The 17,526-nt window shown below is 70.6% G+C and carries 16 protein-coding genes; 13 read left to right on the plus strand and 3 right to left on the minus strand.

The window, feature by feature from the left end:
- Positions 1–2 precede the first annotated feature (2 nt).
- From ruvC to ACGFZK_RS21990, 8 genes are all read left to right on the plus strand, one after another.
- Positions 3–533: a crossover junction endodeoxyribonuclease RuvC gene (ruvC, locus tag ACGFZK_RS21955; RefSeq protein ID WP_393850560.1), complete on the plus strand. Its 531-nt coding sequence runs from the start codon at positions 3–5 to the stop codon at positions 531–533.
- Positions 530–1,162, plus strand: coding sequence for a Holliday junction branch migration protein RuvA (ruvA, locus tag ACGFZK_RS21960; protein ID WP_393850561.1), 633 nt, complete (start codon positions 530–532; stop codon positions 1,160–1,162). Before ruvC ends, ruvA begins: the two co-directional genes overlap by 4 nt.
- A gap of 163 nt (positions 1,163–1,325) precedes the next feature.
- Positions 1,326–2,387, plus strand: a complete 1,062-nt coding sequence (gene ruvB / locus ACGFZK_RS21965; protein WP_393850562.1) for a Holliday junction branch migration DNA helicase RuvB — start codon at positions 1,326–1,328, stop codon at positions 2,385–2,387.
- Positions 2,388–2,552: 165 nt separating this feature from the next.
- Positions 2,553–3,029, plus strand: coding sequence for a preprotein translocase subunit YajC (gene yajC, locus ACGFZK_RS21970; protein WP_393850563.1), 477 nt, complete (start codon positions 2,553–2,555; stop codon positions 3,027–3,029).
- A gap of 153 nt (positions 3,030–3,182) precedes the next feature.
- Entirely contained in the window at positions 3,183–4,973 is a 1,791-nt protein-coding gene (gene secD, locus ACGFZK_RS21975) for a protein translocase subunit SecD (protein ID WP_393850564.1), read from the plus strand.
- A 3-nt stretch (positions 4,974–4,976) separates the two neighbouring features.
- Positions 4,977–6,032: a protein translocase subunit SecF gene (gene secF / locus ACGFZK_RS21980; protein WP_393850565.1), complete on the plus strand. Its 1,056-nt coding sequence runs from the start codon at positions 4,977–4,979 to the stop codon at positions 6,030–6,032.
- Complete coding sequence (locus ACGFZK_RS21985) at positions 6,029–6,583, plus strand: adenine phosphoribosyltransferase (protein WP_393850566.1); 555 nt, start codon at positions 6,029–6,031, stop codon at positions 6,581–6,583. Before secF ends, ACGFZK_RS21985 begins: the two co-directional genes overlap by 4 nt.
- Before the next feature lie 254 nt (positions 6,584–6,837).
- On the plus strand, positions 6,838–9,285 hold the full coding sequence (locus tag ACGFZK_RS21990) for a RelA/SpoT family protein (RefSeq protein WP_393850567.1): 2,448 nt from the start codon (positions 6,838–6,840) through the stop codon (positions 9,283–9,285).
- Between the two features lie 92 nt (positions 9,286–9,377).
- On the opposite strand, the gene ACGFZK_RS21995 is transcribed toward ACGFZK_RS21990, so the two are convergent.
- Positions 9,378–10,607 (minus strand): DUF349 domain-containing protein, encoded by a 1,230-nt coding sequence (locus tag ACGFZK_RS21995; RefSeq protein WP_393850568.1) that lies wholly within the window; start codon positions 10,605–10,607, stop codon positions 9,378–9,380.
- Positions 10,608–10,798: 191 nt separating this feature from the next.
- Positions 10,799–11,590 (minus strand): peptidylprolyl isomerase, encoded by a 792-nt coding sequence (locus tag ACGFZK_RS22000; RefSeq protein ID WP_393850569.1) that lies wholly within the window; start codon positions 11,588–11,590, stop codon positions 10,799–10,801.
- A gap of 153 nt (positions 11,591–11,743) precedes the next feature.
- On the opposite strand from ACGFZK_RS22000, the gene ACGFZK_RS22005 reads away from it, so the two are divergent.
- From ACGFZK_RS22005 to ACGFZK_RS22020, 4 genes are all read left to right on the plus strand, one after another.
- Positions 11,744–12,454 (plus strand): MBL fold metallo-hydrolase, encoded by a 711-nt coding sequence (locus tag ACGFZK_RS22005; RefSeq protein ID WP_393850570.1) that lies wholly within the window; start codon positions 11,744–11,746, stop codon positions 12,452–12,454.
- 10 nt (positions 12,455–12,464) lie between these two features.
- Positions 12,465–13,727 carry a histidine--tRNA ligase gene (gene hisS / locus ACGFZK_RS22010; protein WP_393850571.1) on the plus strand — a complete coding sequence of 421 codons (1,263 nt, stop codon included), beginning with the start codon at positions 12,465–12,467 and terminating at the stop codon, positions 13,725–13,727.
- 121 nt (positions 13,728–13,848) lie between these two features.
- Positions 13,849–14,466: a vitamin K epoxide reductase family protein gene (locus ACGFZK_RS22015; RefSeq protein WP_393850572.1), complete on the plus strand. Its 618-nt coding sequence runs from the start codon at positions 13,849–13,851 to the stop codon at positions 14,464–14,466.
- Positions 14,467–14,507: 41 nt separating this feature from the next.
- Positions 14,508–15,860, plus strand: coding sequence for a replication-associated recombination protein A (locus ACGFZK_RS22020; protein WP_393850573.1), 1,353 nt, complete (start codon positions 14,508–14,510; stop codon positions 15,858–15,860).
- 83 nt (positions 15,861–15,943) lie between these two features.
- Here the strand turns inward: ACGFZK_RS22020 and ACGFZK_RS22025 are convergent, their stop codons facing one another.
- The gene (locus ACGFZK_RS22025) at positions 15,944–16,666 is read right to left on the minus strand and encodes a DUF2470 domain-containing protein (protein WP_393850683.1); all 723 of its coding nucleotides are present in this window, start codon (positions 16,664–16,666) and stop codon (positions 15,944–15,946) included.
- A gap of 241 nt (positions 16,667–16,907) precedes the next feature.
- On the opposite strand from ACGFZK_RS22025, the gene rpsD reads away from it, so the two are divergent.
- On the plus strand, positions 16,908–17,519 hold the full coding sequence (gene rpsD, locus ACGFZK_RS22030) for a 30S ribosomal protein S4 (RefSeq protein WP_008740451.1): 612 nt from the start codon (positions 16,908–16,910) through the stop codon (positions 17,517–17,519).
- The last annotated feature ends 7 nt before the right edge of the window (positions 17,520–17,526 follow it).

A 17,526-nucleotide genomic window follows, 5' to 3' on the forward strand; every position in this document is an offset into this window, starting at 1 on the left:
GCGTGCGCGTACTCGGTGTGGACCCGGGCCTGACGCGGTGCGGCGTCGGCGTCGTCGAGGGTGTCGCCGGCCGCCCCCTGACCATGCTCGGCGTGGGGGTCGTACGGACGCCCGCGGACGCCGAGTTGGGCCACCGGCTCGTCGTCATCGAGCAGGGCATCGAGGAATGGCTCGACACGCACAGGCCCGAAGTCGTGGCCGTGGAGCGGGTGTTCAGCCAGCACAACGTCAGCACCGTGATGGGCACCGCCCAGGCGAGCGCCGTCGCGATGCTGTGCGCCGCCCGCCGCGGCATACCGGTCGCCCTGCACACCCCCAGCGAGGTCAAGGCCGCCGTCACCGGCAGCGGCCGGGCCGACAAGGCCCAGGTCGGCGCGATGGTGACCCGGCTGCTGAGGCTGGACGCACCGCCCAAGCCCGCGGACGCCGCCGACGCCCTCGCCCTCGCCATCTGCCACATCTGGCGGGCCCCCGCCCAGAACCGCCTCCAGCAGGCGGTCGCTCTGCACGCCTCGAAAGGCCGTACCCGATGATCGCCTTCGTCAGCGGCCCCGTCGCCGCACTCGCACCCACCCTTGCCGTGATCGAGGTCGGGGGAGTGGGCATGGCCGTGCACTGCACCCCGAACACCATCGCCGGCCTGCGCACGGGGGAACAGGCCCGGCTCGCGACCTCCCTGGTCGTACGGGAGGACTCGCTGACCCTGTACGGCTTCGCCGACGACGACGAGCGGCAGGTCTTTGAGATCCTGCAGACCGCCAGCGGGGTCGGGCCGAGGCTCGCGCAGGCCATGCTCGGGGTGCACAGCCCGGACGCGCTGCGGCTGGCGGTCTCCACGGGGGACGAGAAGGCGCTGGTGGCGGTGCCGGGCATCGGCAAGAAGGGCGCGCAGAAGCTGCTCCTCGAACTGAAGGGCAAGCTGGGGGCACCGCTGGGCAGCAGCGGCCTGGTCGGCGCCCAGCGTGCCGCGGCCGCCGGGCCCGCCCCCTGGACCGAGCAGCTGTCGGCCGCGCTGATCGGCCTCGGGTACGCCGCGCGCGACGCGGAGGACGCGGTCTCGGCCGTGACACCGCAGGCCGAGGCGGCCATCGCCGCCGGGGGCTCCGCGCCCGTGCCGCAGCTCCTGCGGGCGGCTCTGCAGTCCCTGAACCGGGCCCGCTGACCGCCCGGGCGGCGCCCCCTGCGGCGCCGCCCCCGGGGCTCGGGCCCCGGGCCCCGCGGCTCGAACGCCGACGGGGCCCGTTGAGCGCGGGACCGGGCAGCGCCCGGAGGGGCCCCGAGGGGTCCGACGAACTGCTCCACCACCGAGAAGGCAGACTGACAGCGTGAACTGGGATGACGAGAGCGACGACCGGATCGTGGCTGCCGCCGCCGACGGTGAGGACACCGCCGTCGAGGCGGCGCTGCGGCCCAAGGACCTCGGGGAGTTCGTCGGCCAGGAGAAGGTCCGCCAGCAGCTGGACCTCGTCCTCAAGGCAGCCCGCCAGCGCGGCGCCACGGCCGACCACGTCCTGCTCTCCGGCGCGCCCGGCCTCGGCAAGACCACCCTCTCCATGATCATCGCGGCCGAGATGGGCGCGCCCATCCGCATCACCTCCGGCCCCGCCATCCAGCACGCCGGCGACCTCGCCGCGATCCTCTCCTCCCTCCAGGAGGGCGAGGTCCTCTTCCTCGACGAGATCCACCGCATGTCCCGGCCCGCCGAGGAGATGCTCTACATGGCCATGGAGGACTTCCGCGTCGACGTGATCGTCGGCAAGGGGCCCGGGGCCACCGCGATCCCGCTGGAGCTGCCGCCCTTCACCCTGGTCGGCGCCACCACCCGGGCCGGTCTGCTGCCCCCGCCGCTGCGGGACCGCTTCGGCTTCACGGGGCACATGGAGTTCTACGCCCCCGAGGAGCTGGAACGCGTCATCCACCGCTCCGCCCGCCTCCTCGACGTGGAGATCGACACCGCCGGCGCCGCGGAGATCGCCGGACGCTCCCGCGGCACCCCGCGCATCGCCAACCGCCTGCTGCGCCGCGTCCGCGACTACGCCCAGGTCCGGGCGGACGGTGTGATCAACCGCGAGGTCGCCGGTACCGCCCTCCAGGTGTACGAGGTGGACGGGCGCGGCCTCGACCGACTGGATCGGGCCGTTCTCGAGGCACTGCTCAAGCTGTTCGGCGGCGGCCCGGTGGGCCTGTCCACCCTCGCCGTGGCCGTCGGTGAGGAGCGGGAGACCGTGGAGGAGGTCGCGGAGCCGTTCCTGGTCCGAGAGGGGCTGCTCGCGCGCACGCCCAGGGGGCGGGTGGCGACGCCTGCCGCATGGGCTCACCTGGGACTCGTACCGCCGCAGCACGGCGGGAATGGATCAAGCGGACAACAGGGCTTGTTCGGGGCCTGACGGCGCGGAGGTTCGACCCCTCAGGAACTGCGGTGCCATGCTGGGCGTTGTTCCATCGGTGCGGACTCGCCTAGACTCCGCCGATGCCGACCCTTCGGGTCGGTGTGCCCACCCCCGTAGAAAAGGCCGCCGTCCGCGTGCGGTCGTGCGAAGGATCTCCGTCCCGTGAATCTCGTGACACTCCTCCCGTTCATCGTGCTCATCGGGGCGATGTTCCTGATGACCCGCTCCGCGAAGAAGAAGCAGCAGGCAGCCGCGCAGATGCGCGACCAGATGACGCCCGGCACCGGGGTCCGCACCATCGGCGGCATGTACGCCACGGTGAAGGAGATCGGTGACGACACGGTCACCCTTGAGGTGGCTCCCGGCGTCCACGCGATCTTCGCGAAGAACTCCATCGGCGCCGTTCTCGAGGACGCGGAGTACAACCGCATCGTCCACGGCGTCAGCGACGACGCGACGACCGACACGCCGGTCGTCCCGGACGACGCCTCCTCGCTGACCGAGGCTCCGAAGACGGACCTCACCAAGGACGAGGACGAGGCTCCCAAGCTCGACCTGGGCAAGAAGGACGAGGACGCGCCCAAGGGCGACGACGAGCCCAAGGACGGCAAGTCCGACGGCGAGGCCGGCGCGAAGTAGCGCTCGGCGGGGGACCGTGGAGGCGCCCGACCGGCGACCGGCACGGTCCCCGTCTGTGACACTTCTGCGGGGGGCAGGGGTCCCCACCACACATTTCGTGGCCGTCCGCGCGCTGACCCGGCGCGGGACGGTTGGACAGGGAGAAACGACAAGGTGGCAGCACCGAAGAAGGGCCGGCGGCCCACGGGGGCTCAGGGGAGGCCGGGGCGTGCCCTGGCGATCATCCTGATCGCGATGGTGGCGCTCACCGCGGGGATGTTCCTCACGAAGCAGACGACTCCCAGGCTGGGCATCGACCTCGCGGGCGGCACGAGCATCACGCTCAAGGCCAAGAGCGAGCCCGGGAAGCCGGACGCGATCAACGAGACGAACATGAACACGGCGGTCGGCATCATCGAGCGCCGTGTCAACGGTCTCGGCGTGTCCGAGGCCGAGGTCCAGACGCAGGGCCGCGACCACATCATCGTGAACATCCCCAAGGGGACGAACGAGCAGCAGGCGCGCGAGCAGGTCGGTACCACCGCCCAGCTGTACTTCCGCCCGGTCATCGCCTTCGCGGACGGCGCCCCGGCCGCCCCCGAGGGCACCCCGAGCCCGAGCCCCTCCACGAGCGGCTCCGAGGCTCCCAAGGCCGGTGACGGCAAGACCAGCCCCTCGGCCGCCCCGTCGTCCAGGGCCACTTCCCAGGGCCGCGCGCTCAGTGAGGCCCTCAAGGCCCCGGCCGCCCCCACTCCCTCGCCCAAGGCGAGCGAGTCGAAGAAGGCAGACGACACCAAGGCGCCGTCGCCCTCGGCCTCCGCCTCGGCACCGCCGACCGGCGACGAGGCCGCCGCTGCGGACCTCCAGGCCAAGTTCGCGGCGCTGGACTGCAACGACGAGGCGCAGCGCGCCGCCGCCGGCAAGGGCGCCAAGCCCGAGGAGCCGATGCTCGCCTGTGGCCAGCGCGGCGAGGCCTGGGGCAAGTGGGTGCTCGGCCCGGCCCAGGTCAACGGCCAGGACGTGAAGGAAGCCAAGGGAGTCATCGACCCCCAGCGCGGCCAGTGGATCGTCACCATGCAGTTCACCGACAAGGGCGCCGACAAGTTCGCCAAGATCACCGGTGAGCTGGCCACCAAGCAGATGCCGCAGAACCAGTTCGCGATCGTGCTCGACGGCCGGGTCATCTCCGACCCGTCCGTGAGCCAGGCGCTGACCGGTGGCAACGCCGAGATCTCCGGCGGCTTCACCCAGCAGTCCGCGCAGGACCTGGGCAACATGCTCTCGTACGGCGCCCTGCCGCTCTCCTTCAGCGAGGACAGCGTCACCACCGTCACCGCCGCGCTCGGCGGGGAGCAGCTGAAGGCCGGCCTGATCGCCGGTGCCATCGGCCTGCTGCTCGTGGTGATCTACCTGCTGGTGTACTACCGGGGCCTGGCGTTCGTCGCCATCGTCAGCCTCCTGGTCTCCGCGATCCTGACCTACACGATCATGGCCTTGCTCGGAAAGGGCATCGGGTTCGCGCTGAACCTGCCCGCCGTCTGCGGTGCGATCGTGGCGATCGGTATCACGGCGGACTCGTTCATCGTGTACTTCGAGCGCATCCGGGACGAGATCCGCGAGGGCCGCACCCTGCGCCCGGCCGTCGAGCGTGCCTGGCCGCGCGCCCGCCGCACGATCCTGGTCTCCGACTTCGTGTCGTTCCTGGCCGCCGCGGTGCTGTTCATCGTCACCGTCGGCAAGGTCCAGGGCTTCGCCTTCACACTGGGTCTTACCACCCTGCTCGACGTGGTCGTGGTGTTCCTCTTCACCAAGCCGATCATGACGCTGCTGGCGCGCACGAAGTTCTTCGCCAGCGGTCACCCGTGGTCCGGGCTGGACCCGAAGCGGCTGGGCGCCAAGCCTCCGCTGCGCCGGTCCCGCCGTACCGGTCCCGCCCCCGCCCCCGTCGACGCAAAGGAGGCGTGAGAGATGTCGAAGCTGGGAGATCTCGGCGCCAAGCTGTACCGCGGTGAGGTCGGCTACGACTTCGTCGGCAAGCGCTTTCTCTGGTACGGCGTTTCCATCCTGATCACCATCACGGCGATCGTCGCCCTGGCCGTCCAGGGCCTCAACATGGGCATCGAGTTCAAGGGTGGCGCGGTCTTCACCACCCCGAAGACGGCCGTCTCGGAGCCCAGGGCCCGGGAGTTCGCGGAGAAGGCCTCCGGCCACGACGCGATCGTCCAGGAGCTCGGCACCGGCGGTCTGCGCATCCAGATCTCGGGTGTGGACACCGACGCCGCCACCGACGTGAAGAAGCAGCTCGCCACTGACCTCAAGGTCGACCAGGCCGGCATCAACGCCGACCTGGTCGGTCCCAGCTGGGGCGAGCAGATCGCCAGCAAGGCGTGGACCGGCCTCGGCGTCTTCATGGTCCTCGTGGTGATCTACCTGGCCATCGCCTTCGAGTGGCGCATGGCGATCGCGGCGCTCATCGCCCTGATCCACGACCTCACCATCACCGTCGGCGTGTACGCGCTCGTCGGCTTCGAGGTCACCCCGGGCACGGTCATCGGTCTGCTGACGATCCTCGGTTACTCCCTCTACGACACCGTCGTCGTCTTCGACGGTCTGAAGGAGGGCTCGAAGGACATCACGAAGCAGACCCGCTGGACGTACAGCGAGGTCGCCAACCGCAGCATCAACGGCACCCTGGTCCGTTCGATCAACACCACGGTCGTGGCGCTGCTCCCGGTCGGTGCCCTGCTGTTCATCGGCGGCGGTTTCCTGGGCGCGGGCATGCTCAACGACATCTCGCTGTCGCTGTTCGTCGGCCTCGCGGCCGGTGCGTACTCCTCGATCTTCATCGCGACCCCGCTGGTCGTCGACCTCAAGGAGCGCGAGCCGGCGATGAAGGCGCTCAAGAAGCGGGTGCTCGCCAAGCGGGCGGCCGCGGTGGCCAAGGGCGAGTCGCCGGACGACGGCCACGAGGCCGAGGACGAGCCGCAGGTCGTGGCGCAGGGCCGGTCGGGGCGGCGGCGTTGACCGCGCCGCTGTCCGAGGACGTACGGGACCTGCTGGTCAGCCGGATCAAGGACGTGCCGGACTACCCGAAGCCGGGCGTGATGTTCAAGGACATCACCCCGCTGCTGGCGGACCCCAAGGCGTTCGCCGCGCTGACGGACACGCTGGTGGAGCTGGCCGGGCGGTACGGCGCGACGAAGATCGTCGGGCTGGAGGCGCGCGGGTTCATCCTCGCGGCTCCGGTCGCCGTGCAGGCCGGGATCGGCTTCGTGCCGGTGCGCAAGGCCGGGAAGCTGCCGGGCGCGACGCTCGCGCAGTCGTACGAGCTGGAGTACGGCACCGCGGAGATCGAGGTCCACGCGGAGGACCTGTCGGCCGGTGACCGGGTCATGGTCATCGACGACGTGCTGGCCACCGGTGGTACCGCGGAGGCCTCGCTCTCGCTGATCCGGCGGGCCGGCGCGCAGGTCGCCGGCGTGGCGGTCCTGATGGAGCTGTCGTTCCTCCCGGGCCGGGCCAAGCTGGCGCCCGCCCTGGACGGGGCTCCGCTGGACGCGCTGATCGTGGTCTGACCTCTTCACCTGTCGAGCGGCGGGTATCCGGGACACCCCGGGTGCCCGCCGCTCTCGCGTGCGGCGCCGCTGCGGGGCCCCCCGCACCCCCGCGCCTCGAACGCCGTCGAGGCGCGGGGTCTGGGGCGGAGCCACAGGAGCGGACCCGCACCCGCAACGGTCGAGGCGCAGGCTCGGGGAACGGGGTGGCGCAACCCTCGCTACCATGGGTTGTCCGGACCGGACACGGGCACCGGATCCGCTGAGGAGCGCTCTTGCCAGACGAGGTCCAGCCAATCTCCGCCGCGCAGCCCGACCCGCAGGCCGAACCGGCCACGGCGGCCCCCGCCACGCCCCCGCCGGCCCCGCCGACCGCGCCGGTGCAGCCGGTGCCGCCGGTCAAGCCCGCGCCGGCGAAGTCCGCCGGGTCCTCCAACCGGGTGCGCGCCCGTCTCGCCCGGCTCGGCGTGCAGCGCTCGAACCCGTACAACCCGGTACTGGAGCCACTGCTCCGCATAGTGCGCAGCAACGACCCGAAGATCGAGACGTCGACGCTGCGCCAGCTCGAACAGGCCTACCAGGTGGCCGAGCGCTGGCACCGTGGCCAGAAGCGCAAGAGCGGCGACCCGTACATCACCCACCCGCTCGCGGTGACCACCATCCTCGCCGAGCTCGGCATGGATCCGGCCACCCTCATGGCCGGTCTGCTCCACGACACCGTCGAGGACACCGAGTACGGCCTCGAGGACCTGCGCCGCGACTTCGGTGACGCCGTGGCCCTGCTCGTCGACGGCGTCACCAAGCTCGACCGGGTGAAGTTCGGCGAGGCCGCCCAGGCCGAGACCGTCCGCAAGATGGTCGTGGCGATGGCCAAGGACCCGCGCGTCCTGGTGATCAAGCTCGCCGACCGGCTGCACAACATGCGCACCATGCGCTACCTCAAGCGGGAGAAGCAGGAGAAGAAGGCCCGCGAGACCCTCGAGATCTACGCCCCGCTGGCACACCGGCTGGGCATGAACACGATCAAGTGGGAACTCGAGGACCTCTCCTTCGCGATCCTCTACCCGAAGATGTACGACGAGATCGTGCGCCTGGTCGCCGAGCGTGCGCCCAAGCGCGACGAGTACCTCGCCGTCGTCACCGACGAGGTGCAGGTCGACCTCAGGGCCGCCCGCATCAAGGCCACCGTCACGGGCCGCCCGAAGCACTACTACAGCGTCTACCAGAAGATGATCGTCCGCGGCCGTGACTTCGCGGAGATCTACGACCTGGTGGGCATTCGCGTCCTCGTCGACACCGTCCGGGACTGCTACGCGGCCCTGGGCACCGTGCACGCGCGATGGAACCCGGTCCCCGGCCGGTTCAAGGACTACATCGCGATGCCCAAGTTCAACATGTACCAGTCGCTCCACACGACGGTCATCGGACCCAGCGGCAAGCCGGTCGAGCTGCAGATCCGCACCTTCGACATGCACCGCCGCGCCGAGTACGGCATCGCCGCGCACTGGAAGTACAAGCAGCAGACCGTCGCGGGCACCTCCAAGGTCCGCACCGACGTCCCGCAGGCCGCCAAGGGCAGCGCCGGCCAGGACACGGTCAACGACATGGCCTGGCTGCGCCAGCTGCTGGACTGGCAGAAGGAGACCGAGGACCCGGGCGAGTTCCTCGACTCGCTGCGCTTTGACCTCTCCCGCAACGAGGTCTTCGTCTTCACCCCCAAGGGCGACGTCATCGCGCTGCCCGCCGGTGCCACCCCCGTGGACTTCGCGTACGCCGTCCACACCGAGGTCGGCCACCGGACGATAGGGGCCAGGGTCAACGGCCGGCTCGTCCCGCTGGAGTCCACGCTCGACAACGGCGACCTGGTCGAGGTCTTCACCTCCAAGGCCGAGGGCGCGGGCCCGTCCCGCGACTGGCTCGGCTTCGTCAAGTCCCCGCGGGCCCGCAACAAGATCCGCGCCTGGTTCTCCAAGGAGCGCCGCGACGAGGCCATCGAGCACGGCAAGGACGCCATCGCGCGGGCCATGCGCAAGCAGAACCTGCCGATCCAGCGCATCCTCACCGGCGACTCGCTCGTCACCCTCGCGCACGAGATGCGCTATCCCGACATCTCCTCCCTGTACGCGGCGATCGGCGAGGGCCACGTGGCCGCGCAGGGCGTCGTACAGAAGCTGGTGGCGGCCCTCGGCGGCGAGGAGGCGGCCAACGAGGACATCGAGGAATCGATCCCGCCCGCGCGCGGCCGCAAGCGGCGCAGCAACGCCGACCCGGGTGTCGTCGTCAAGGGCGTCGACGACGTGTGGGTCAAACTGGCCCGCTGCTGCACCCCCGTGCCGGGCGACCCGATCGTCGGGTTCGTCACGCGCGGCAGCGGCGTATCGGTTCACCGCGCGGACTGCGTCAACGTGGACTCCCTCTCCCAGGAGCCCGAGCGGATGCTGGAGGTCGAGTGGGCGCCCACCCAGTCCTCGGTCTTCCTCGTCGCCATCCAGGTCGAGGCGCTGGACCGGTCCCGGCTGCTGTCGGACGTCACGCGGGTCCTCTCGGACCAGCACGTCAACATCCTGTCGGCGGCCGTTCAGACCTCCCGCGACCGGGTGGCCACCTCCCGGTTCACCTTCGAGATGGGCGACCCCAAGCACCTGGGGCACGTCCTGAAGGCCGTCCGGGGCGTCGAGGGCGTCTACGACGTCTACCGCGTCACCTCGGCCCGCAGGCCGTAACACGCACGAGGGCCCCGGTACGGAGATCCGTACCGGGGCCCTCGCACGTACCCGGCGGCCGGACTGACCGGCCGCCGAAGACCGGCCGCCGATCAGCCGCCGAACTCCTCCAGGCCCTTCAGCGCCTGGTCCAGCAGGGCCTGGCGGCCCTCCAGCTCACGCGAGAGCTTGTCGGCCTTGGCGTTGTTGCCCGCCGCGCGCGCCGCGTCGACCTGCTCGCGCAGCTTGTCGACCGCCGCCTGCAGCTGACCCGTCAGACCGGCCGCCCGGGCCCGCGCCTCCGGGTTCGTACGACGCCACTCGCCCTCCTCGGCCTCCTGGATCGCCCGCTCGACCGAGTGCATGCGGCCCTCGACCTTCGGCCGGGCGTCCCGCGGCACGTGGCCGACGGCCTCCCAGCGCTCGTTGAGGGAGCGGAACGAGGAACGGGCCGCCTTCAGGTCGGTGATCGGGACGAGCTTCTCGGCCTCGTCGGCCAGCTCCTCCTTCAGCTTCAGGTTCTCGATCTGCTCGGCGTCACGCTCCGCGAAGACCTCGCTGCGCGCCGCGAAGAACACGTCCTGGGCGCCGCGGAAACGGTTCCACAGGTCGTCCTCGGACTCGCGCTGCGCCCGGCCGGCCGCCTTCCAGTCCGCCATCAGCTCGCGGTAGCGGGCGGCCGTCGGACCCCAGTCGGTCGACTTCGACAGCGACTCGGCCTCGGCGACCAGCTTCTCCTTGACCTTGCGGGCATCCTCGCGCTGCGCGTCCAGCGAGGCGAAGTGCGCCTTGCGGCGCTTGGAGAAGGCGGAGCGGGCGTGGGAGAACCGGTGCCACAGCTCGTCGTCCGACTTGCGGTCCAGGCGCGGCAGCCCCTTCCAGATGTCCACCAGGGCGCGCAGCCGCTCACCGGCACTGCGCCACTGGTCGCTCTGCGCCAGCTGCTCGGCCTCGACGACCAGCGCGTCCTTGGCCGCACGGGCCTCGTCCGTCTGCTTGGCCTTCGCTACCTTGCGCTCCTCACGCCGGGACTCCACGGTCGTGACCAGCTTGTCCAGCCGCACGCGCAGGGCGTCAAGGTCACCCACGGCGTGGTGCTCGTCGACCTGCGTGCGCAGGTGGTCGATCGCCGTCTGGGCGTCCTTGGCGGACAGATCAGTGGTCCGCACCCGCTTTTCGAGGAGGCCGATCTCGACCACCAGGCCCTCGTACTTGCGCTCGAAATAGGCCAGGGCCTCCTCAGGGGTGCCGGCCTGCCACGATCCGACGACCTGCTCGCCCTCGGAAGTACGCACGTACACGGTGCCCGTCTCGTCGACTCGGCCCCACGGGTCGCTGCTCACAGCGCCTCCTCCACCTGATGCCTTGCGAGGGGTTCACCCCCTGGGCATCGTCCACAGTTTCCTGGGGCGGGCAGCGCCCGCCCTGCACAACGCCAACATAGGCGACCGCCGGGCCGGCTGTCCGCATCCCGCACGACGGAATATCGGCGTGCGGGCGGCGGGCCGGCCGGGCCCGGGGTCGCCGCATCACGTCAGTTCTGCGTGACCGTGCCCTTCTCGATCTTGACCTCGTTCTTCGGCGCGCCGTCCTGGCCGCCGTCGACCGTACCGGCCTTCGCGATCTCCTCCAGGACCTTCAGACCGGCCGCGTCGATCTTGCCGAACGGCGTGTACGTCGGCGTCAGCGGGCTGTCCTTGTAGACGAGGAAGAACTGGCTGCCGCCCGTGCCGGGCTGGCCCGTGTTGGCCATGGCCACCGTGCCGGCCGGGTAGACGACCTGGCCCTGCTCGTTGGCCTTGCCCAGGGCGTCCAGGTTCTCGTCCGGGATGTTGTAGCCCGGGCCGCCCTGGCCGGTGCCCTCGGGGTCGCCGCACTGGAGCACGAAGATCCCGCCGGCCGTCAGCCGGTGGCACTTGGTGTTGTCGAAGTAGCCCTTGTCGGCGAGCGACTTGAAGGAGTTCACGGTCTGCGGGGTCTTCGCAGCGTCCATCGCGAAGTTGACGTCACCCGCGCTGGTCTTCAGCGCGAAGGTGTACTTCGCCTTCTGGTCGATCGCCATCTCGGGCGACGGGGACTGCTTGGGCGCGGGCTCGCTCGCCGAGGCCGACGGGCTCGCGGACGGGTCAGCGGCCTGGTCCTTCTTGTCCTTGTCGAAGACACCGCCGACGACCAGGCCCACCAGCGTCGCGACCACCACGGCCACCGCCGCGCCGATCACGGCCGCACGCCGGCGCGACTTCTGCCGGGCCTCGGCCCGGCGCTTCTGCTGGCGCTCGTACTTCTCCTTGGCGAGCTGTCGCCGTCGCTGATCGCTCGTGACCACCGGGTCGTCTCCTTGTACGTGTCTGGTACTGCTGTCCGGGCTGGGATAGGCCGTACCGTATATGGGTTCGCTGTGTAATGAGCGGCGCCGGTAGGCTCTGAGCAGCAGGATTCCTGTCTGCAGCCTCCCGACGGACGACGATTGAGGACGAACGTGCTGATTGCCGGGTTCCCCGCAGGCGCTTGGGGCACCAACTGCTACGTGGTCGCCCCCGCCGCCGGCGAGGAGTGCGTCATCATCGACCCGGGCCATCAGGCCGCCCAGGGTGTCGAGGAGACGCTGAAGAAGCATCGGCTCAAGCCCGTCGCGGTCGTGCTGACCCATGGCCACATCGACCATGTGGCCTCGGTGGTCCCGGTGTGCGGAGCACACGACGTACCGGCCTGGATCCATCCCGAGGACCGCTACATGATGAGCGACCCGGAGAAGGCCCTCGGCCGCTCCATCGGGATGCCCCTCATGGGCGAGCTGACCGTGGGGGAGCCGGACGACGTCCGCGAGCTGACCGACGGCGCCGCCCTGAAATTGGCCGGAATGGAATTCTCCGTGGCGCACGCGCCGGGGCATACCAAGGGGTCGGTGACCTTCCGGATGCCCGAGCTGGCCGACGTCCCGCCGGTCTTCTTCTCGGGCGACCTGCTCTTCGCCGGCTCCATCGGACGCACCGACCTGCCCGGCGGCTCCCACGCCGAGATCCTCGAGTCGCTGGGCCGCGTGTGCCTGCCGCTCGACGACTCGACCGTGGTGCTGTCCGGCCACGGTCCCCAGACCACCATCGGCCGCGAGCGCGCGACCAACCCGTACCTGCGGGAGGTCGCCGCCGGGCTCGGAGACGGCACCGCCGCTCCACGACGAGGAATGTGACGAGAGTTTCGTGAGTACTTTCAAGGCCCCCAAGGGCACGTACGACCTGATCCCGCCGTACTCGGCCAAGTACCTCGCGGTCCGCGAGGCCATCTCCGGCCCGCTGCGGAAGTCCGGGTACGGATACGTCGAGACGCCCGGCTTTGAGGACGTGGACCTCTTCGCCCGCGGTGTCGGTGAGTCCACCGACATCGTGACGAAGGAGATGTACACCCTCACGACCAAGGGCGGGGCCAACCTGGCGCTGCGCCCGGAGGGCACCGCGTCCGTGCTGCGCGCGGCCCTGGAGGCCAACCTGCACAAGGCCGGCGGCCTGCCGGTCAAGCTCTGGTACTCGGGCTCGTACTACCGGTACGAGCGCCCGCAGAAGGGCCGTTACCGCCACTTCTCGCAGGTGGGAGCCGAGGCGATCGGCGCCGAGGACCCGGCGCTGGACGCCGAGCTGATCATCCTGGCCGACCAGGCCTACCGCTCGCTGGGCCTGCGCGACTTCCGGATCCTGCTGAACTCGCTGGGCGACGCGCAGTGCCGTCCGGTCTACCGCGAGGCGCTCCAGGGCTTCCTCCGCGGCCTGGACCTCGACGAGGAGACGCTGCGCCGCGCCGAAATCAATCCGCTGCGCGTCCTCGACGACAAGCGCGAGGCCGTGCAGAAGCAGCTGGTCGGCGCGCCGATGCTGAAGGACTACCTGTGCGACGCGTGCAAGGCGTACCACGCGGAGGTGCGTGAGCTGATCACGGCCGCGGGCGTGGTCTTCGAGGACGACGAGAAGCTGGTGCGCGGGCTGGACTACTACACCCGGACCACCTTCGAGTTCGTCCACGACGGTCTGGGCTCGCAGTCCGCGGTGGGCGGCGGCGGCCGCTACGACGGCCTGTCCGAGATGATCGGCGGACCGGCGCTGCCGTCGGTGGGCTGGGCACTGGGCGTGGACCGCACGGTGCTGGCACTCGAGGCCGAGGGCATCGAACTGGACATCCCGCCGACGACCAGCATCTTCGCGATCGCCATGGGCGACGAGGCCCGGAAGGTGCTCTTCGCGGCCGTCACCGAGCTGCGCAAGGCGGGCGTGGCGGCCGACTTCTCGTACGGGTCCAAGGGCCTCAAGAGCCACATGAAGAACGCCAACCGGTCCGGGGCCCCGCTCACGGTGGTCGCGGGCGAGCGCGACCTCGCCGAGGGCGTCGTCCAGCTCAAGGACATGGAGTCCGGCGAGCAGACGGCCGTGCCCGTCGCCGAGCTGGTCGACACGGTCCGGGCGCGGCTCGCCTGACGGCGGCGGCACGGGAGTGCGCAGGGCGGGGCCGGGGACATTTCCCCGGCCCCGTCCGTTCACAGGCTCATACGGCACAATGGCCCGTGCTTGATCACCTTGCAGATGTGGAGCGGGCGGTATGACGACACGAAGTGCGGACGCGGACACCGCCCGGGGCAGGACCGTCGGGGGAAGCCGGGCCCTGGCCCTGCTGCTGGTCATCACCGGAGCCGCGGGCCTGCTCGCCGCCTGGGTGATCACGATCGACAAGTTCAAGCTGCTGGAGGACCCGACCTTCAAGCCGGCCTGCAGCCTGAACCCGATCGTCTCCTGCGGCAACATCATGACGAGCGACCAGGCGTCGGCCTTCGGCTTCCCGAACCCGATGCTCGGACTCGTCGCCTACGGGATCGTGATCTGCGTCGGCATGAGCCTGCTGGCCGGAGCCTCGTTCCGCCGCTGGTACTGGCTGACGCTGAACGCGGGCACCCTCTTCGGCGTCGTCTTCTGCACCTGGCTGATGTACCAGTCGCTGTACAACATCAACTCGCTCTGCCTGTGGTGCTGCCTTGCCTGGGTCGCCACGATCTTCATGTTCTGGTACGTCACCTCGCACAACGTCCGCGAGGGGCTGCTGCCGGCCCCGGGCTGGCTCAGGTCCTTCCTCGACGAGTTCACCTGGGTCCTGCCCGTGCTGCACGTCGGGATCATCGGGATGCTGATCCTGACCCGCTGGTGGGACTTCTGGACCTCCTGACGGCGGGCGGCCCTGTCGGTGGGCTCGCTTAGGCTTCCTGTGTGGAACCAGACCTGTTCACCGCCGCTGCCGAAGACCGCCGGGAGAAGGACCCCGCGAGCTCCCCGCTCGCCGTCCGGATGCGCCCGCGCACCCTGGACGAGGTCGTCGGCCAGCAGCACCTGCTGAAGCCCGGATCACCCCTGCGACGGCTGGTCGAGGAAGGGGCGGGCGGCCCGGCCGGTGCCTCGTCGGTGATCCTCTGGGGCCCGCCGGGCATCGGAAAGACCACGCTGGCGTACGTGGTCAGCCAGGCCACGCAGAAGCGTTTCGTGGAACTGTCGGCGATCACGGCCGGCGTCAAAGAGGTACGCGCCGTCATCGAGGGCGCCAAGCGCGCGGCCGGTGGGTACGGCAAGGAGACCGTCCTCTTCCTCGACGAGATCCACCGCTTCAGCAAGGCGCAGCAGGACTCGCTGCTCCCCGCCGTCGAGAACCGCTGGGTGACGCTGATCGCGGCCACCACCGAGAACCCGTACTTCTCGATCATCTCCCCGCTGCTGTCGCGTTCGCTGCTGCTGACGCTGGAACCGCTGACCGATGAGGACCTGAGCGCGCTGATGCGGCGCGCGCTCACCGAGGAGCGGGGCCTGGGCGGGGCCGTCTCCCTCCCGGCGGACGCCGAGGCGCACCTGCTGCGGATCGCCGGCGGCGACGCCCGGCGGGCGCTGACGGCGCTGGAGGCCGGTGCCGGGTCGGCCATCGCCAAGGGCGAGGACGAGATCACCCTCCAGACGCTGGAGGAGGCGGTCGACCGTGCGGCGGTCCGGTACGACAAGGACGGCGACCAGCACTACGACGTGGCGAGCGCGCTGATCAAGTCGATCCGCGGCTCGGACGTGGACGCCGCGCTGCACTACCTGGCGCGGATGATCGAGGCCGGCGAGGACCCCCGGTTCATCGCGCGCCGCCTGATGATCTCCGCGAGCGAGGACATCGGCCTGGCGGACCCGACGGCCCTGCCGATCGCGGTGGCCGCGGCCCAGGCGGTGGCGATGATCGGCTTCCCGGAGGCGGCGCTGACCCTGTCGCACGCCACGATCGCGCTGGCGCTGGCCCCGAAGTCGAACACCGCCACGACCGCGATCGGCGCGGCCCTGGCCGACGTACGGGCGGGACTGGCGGGCTCGGTTCCGGCGCACCTGCGAGACGGGCACTACAAGGGCGCGGCGAAACTGGGGCACGCGCAGGGGTACGTGTACCCGCACGACGTGCCGGGCGGGATCGCGGCGCAGCAGTACGCGCCGGACGAGATCCAGGGCAAGCGGTACTACGAGCCGACGCGGTACGGAGCCGAGGCCCGCTACGCGGATGTGGTGGAAAAGGTCCGCGAGCGGCTCCGGGGCGGCTCCTGACCTGCGGCGCCCTGTCCGTGACGGCGCCGGAGAAGATCGCCCTCCAGGACATGCCGGCCACCTGCGCCGCCTAGTACGAGGCCCTAGTACGAGGCCGCCGAGAACAGGGAGTGCATCGCCCGGCGCAGGCCGCAGATGTCCGCGACCGGCTCCGGGAAGTCGAAGCGGGCGTCGAAGGAGCCGGCCGCGCCCCCGGTGAAGCGGACCCGCAGGCCCAGCCGGTCCAGCGAGAGCGGGACGGCGGTCATGCCGCGGGCCTCGCGGGCGCCGAGCAGCCCGCACAGCTCGCCGAGCCGGTCGCCGTGGGCGGCGTGCAGGTGCTGCAGCAGCTCCGTCTCGTGCGCGACCATCGGGTCCGGCTCCGCCGCGGCCAGGTCGTCCGGGTCCACGTGCTCGGCGCCCCACAGGTCGTCCACCGAGATCTCGCCGACCTCCAGGCGCAGCATCATCCAGGCCGGGCGGCCGGCGTGCGGGGGGTCGAGGGACTCCCGCATGCCCAGCAGCTCGCCGACCGGCTGCCGCTCCGCGAGCAGCGCGGCGCAGGCCGCGCGGTCGTCCCCGCGCACCGGTGTCAGCCACCCCGCCAGCCAGGCGCGGCCTCGGATACGATGTGGGACGGACACCGGCGCCACATCCGTGATCTCGATCACGGCCGTGATGTCGTCGTCCTGGGCGTGAGCGGCTGCCCTGGCAGCCGTGGATTCCCCGGAAACAAGGAGAATCACGTCCCCGTCCGGGGTGACGGTCCGTGCGACCGGCAGCCCTGTCCCGAACTCCTCGGCATCGTGACTGTCACGAGCACCGATCAGCGTGAGGGATACTGAGGCGTTGGACTCTACGAGGGTTCGTACGCGTTCGGCTCCGGTGAGCTGCCGAACGCCTTCCCTGGGACGCGGCTGACCTTGCTTATCGTCGTCGAAAGCAGATTCCGTTTCGTTGGAATCTGAACTTCGATGCGCACTGGGCAGGGGGATCCCATGTGGTCGAGACATTACGTCCTCCTCGCTAAGGTAAGCCTCACCTAACTTACATGGAGGTAGGTTCCCCGTGAACCAGAAGCGACCCAAGGTCAAGAAGTCGCGTGCCCTCGGCATTGCGCTGACCCCGAAGGCCGTCAAGTACTTCGAGGCCCGCCCCTACCCGCCGGGCGAGCACGGCCGTGGCCGCAAGCAGAACTCGGACTACAAGGTTCGTCTGCTGGAGAAGCAGCGTCTGCGCGCTCAGTACGACATCTCTGAGCGTCAGATGGCCCGCGCGTACGACCGCGCCAAGAAGGCCGAAGGCAAGACGGGCGAGGCGCTGGTCGTCGAGCTCGAGCGTCGCCTCGACGCCCTGGTCCTGCGTTCGGGCATCGCCCGCACCATCTACCAGGCCCGCCAGATGGTCGTTCACGGCCACATCGAGGTCAACGGTGACAAGGTCGACAAGCCGTCGTTCCGTGTCCGTCCGGACGACGTCATCACCGTGCGCGAGCGCAGCCGCGAGAAGGTTCCGTTCCAGGTTGCCCGCGAGGGTGGCTACGCAGGCGAGGGCGAGACCCCGCGCTACCTGCAGGTCAACCTGAAGGCCCTGGCCTTCCGCCTGGACCGCGACCCGAACCGCAAGGAAATCCCGGTCATCTGCGACGAGCAGCTCGTCGTCGAGTACTACGCCCGCTGATGCAGGC

The organism is Streptomyces sp. NPDC048257 (assembly GCF_043201855.1).
GTDB lineage: Bacteria > Actinomycetota > Actinomycetes > Streptomycetales > Streptomycetaceae > Streptomyces.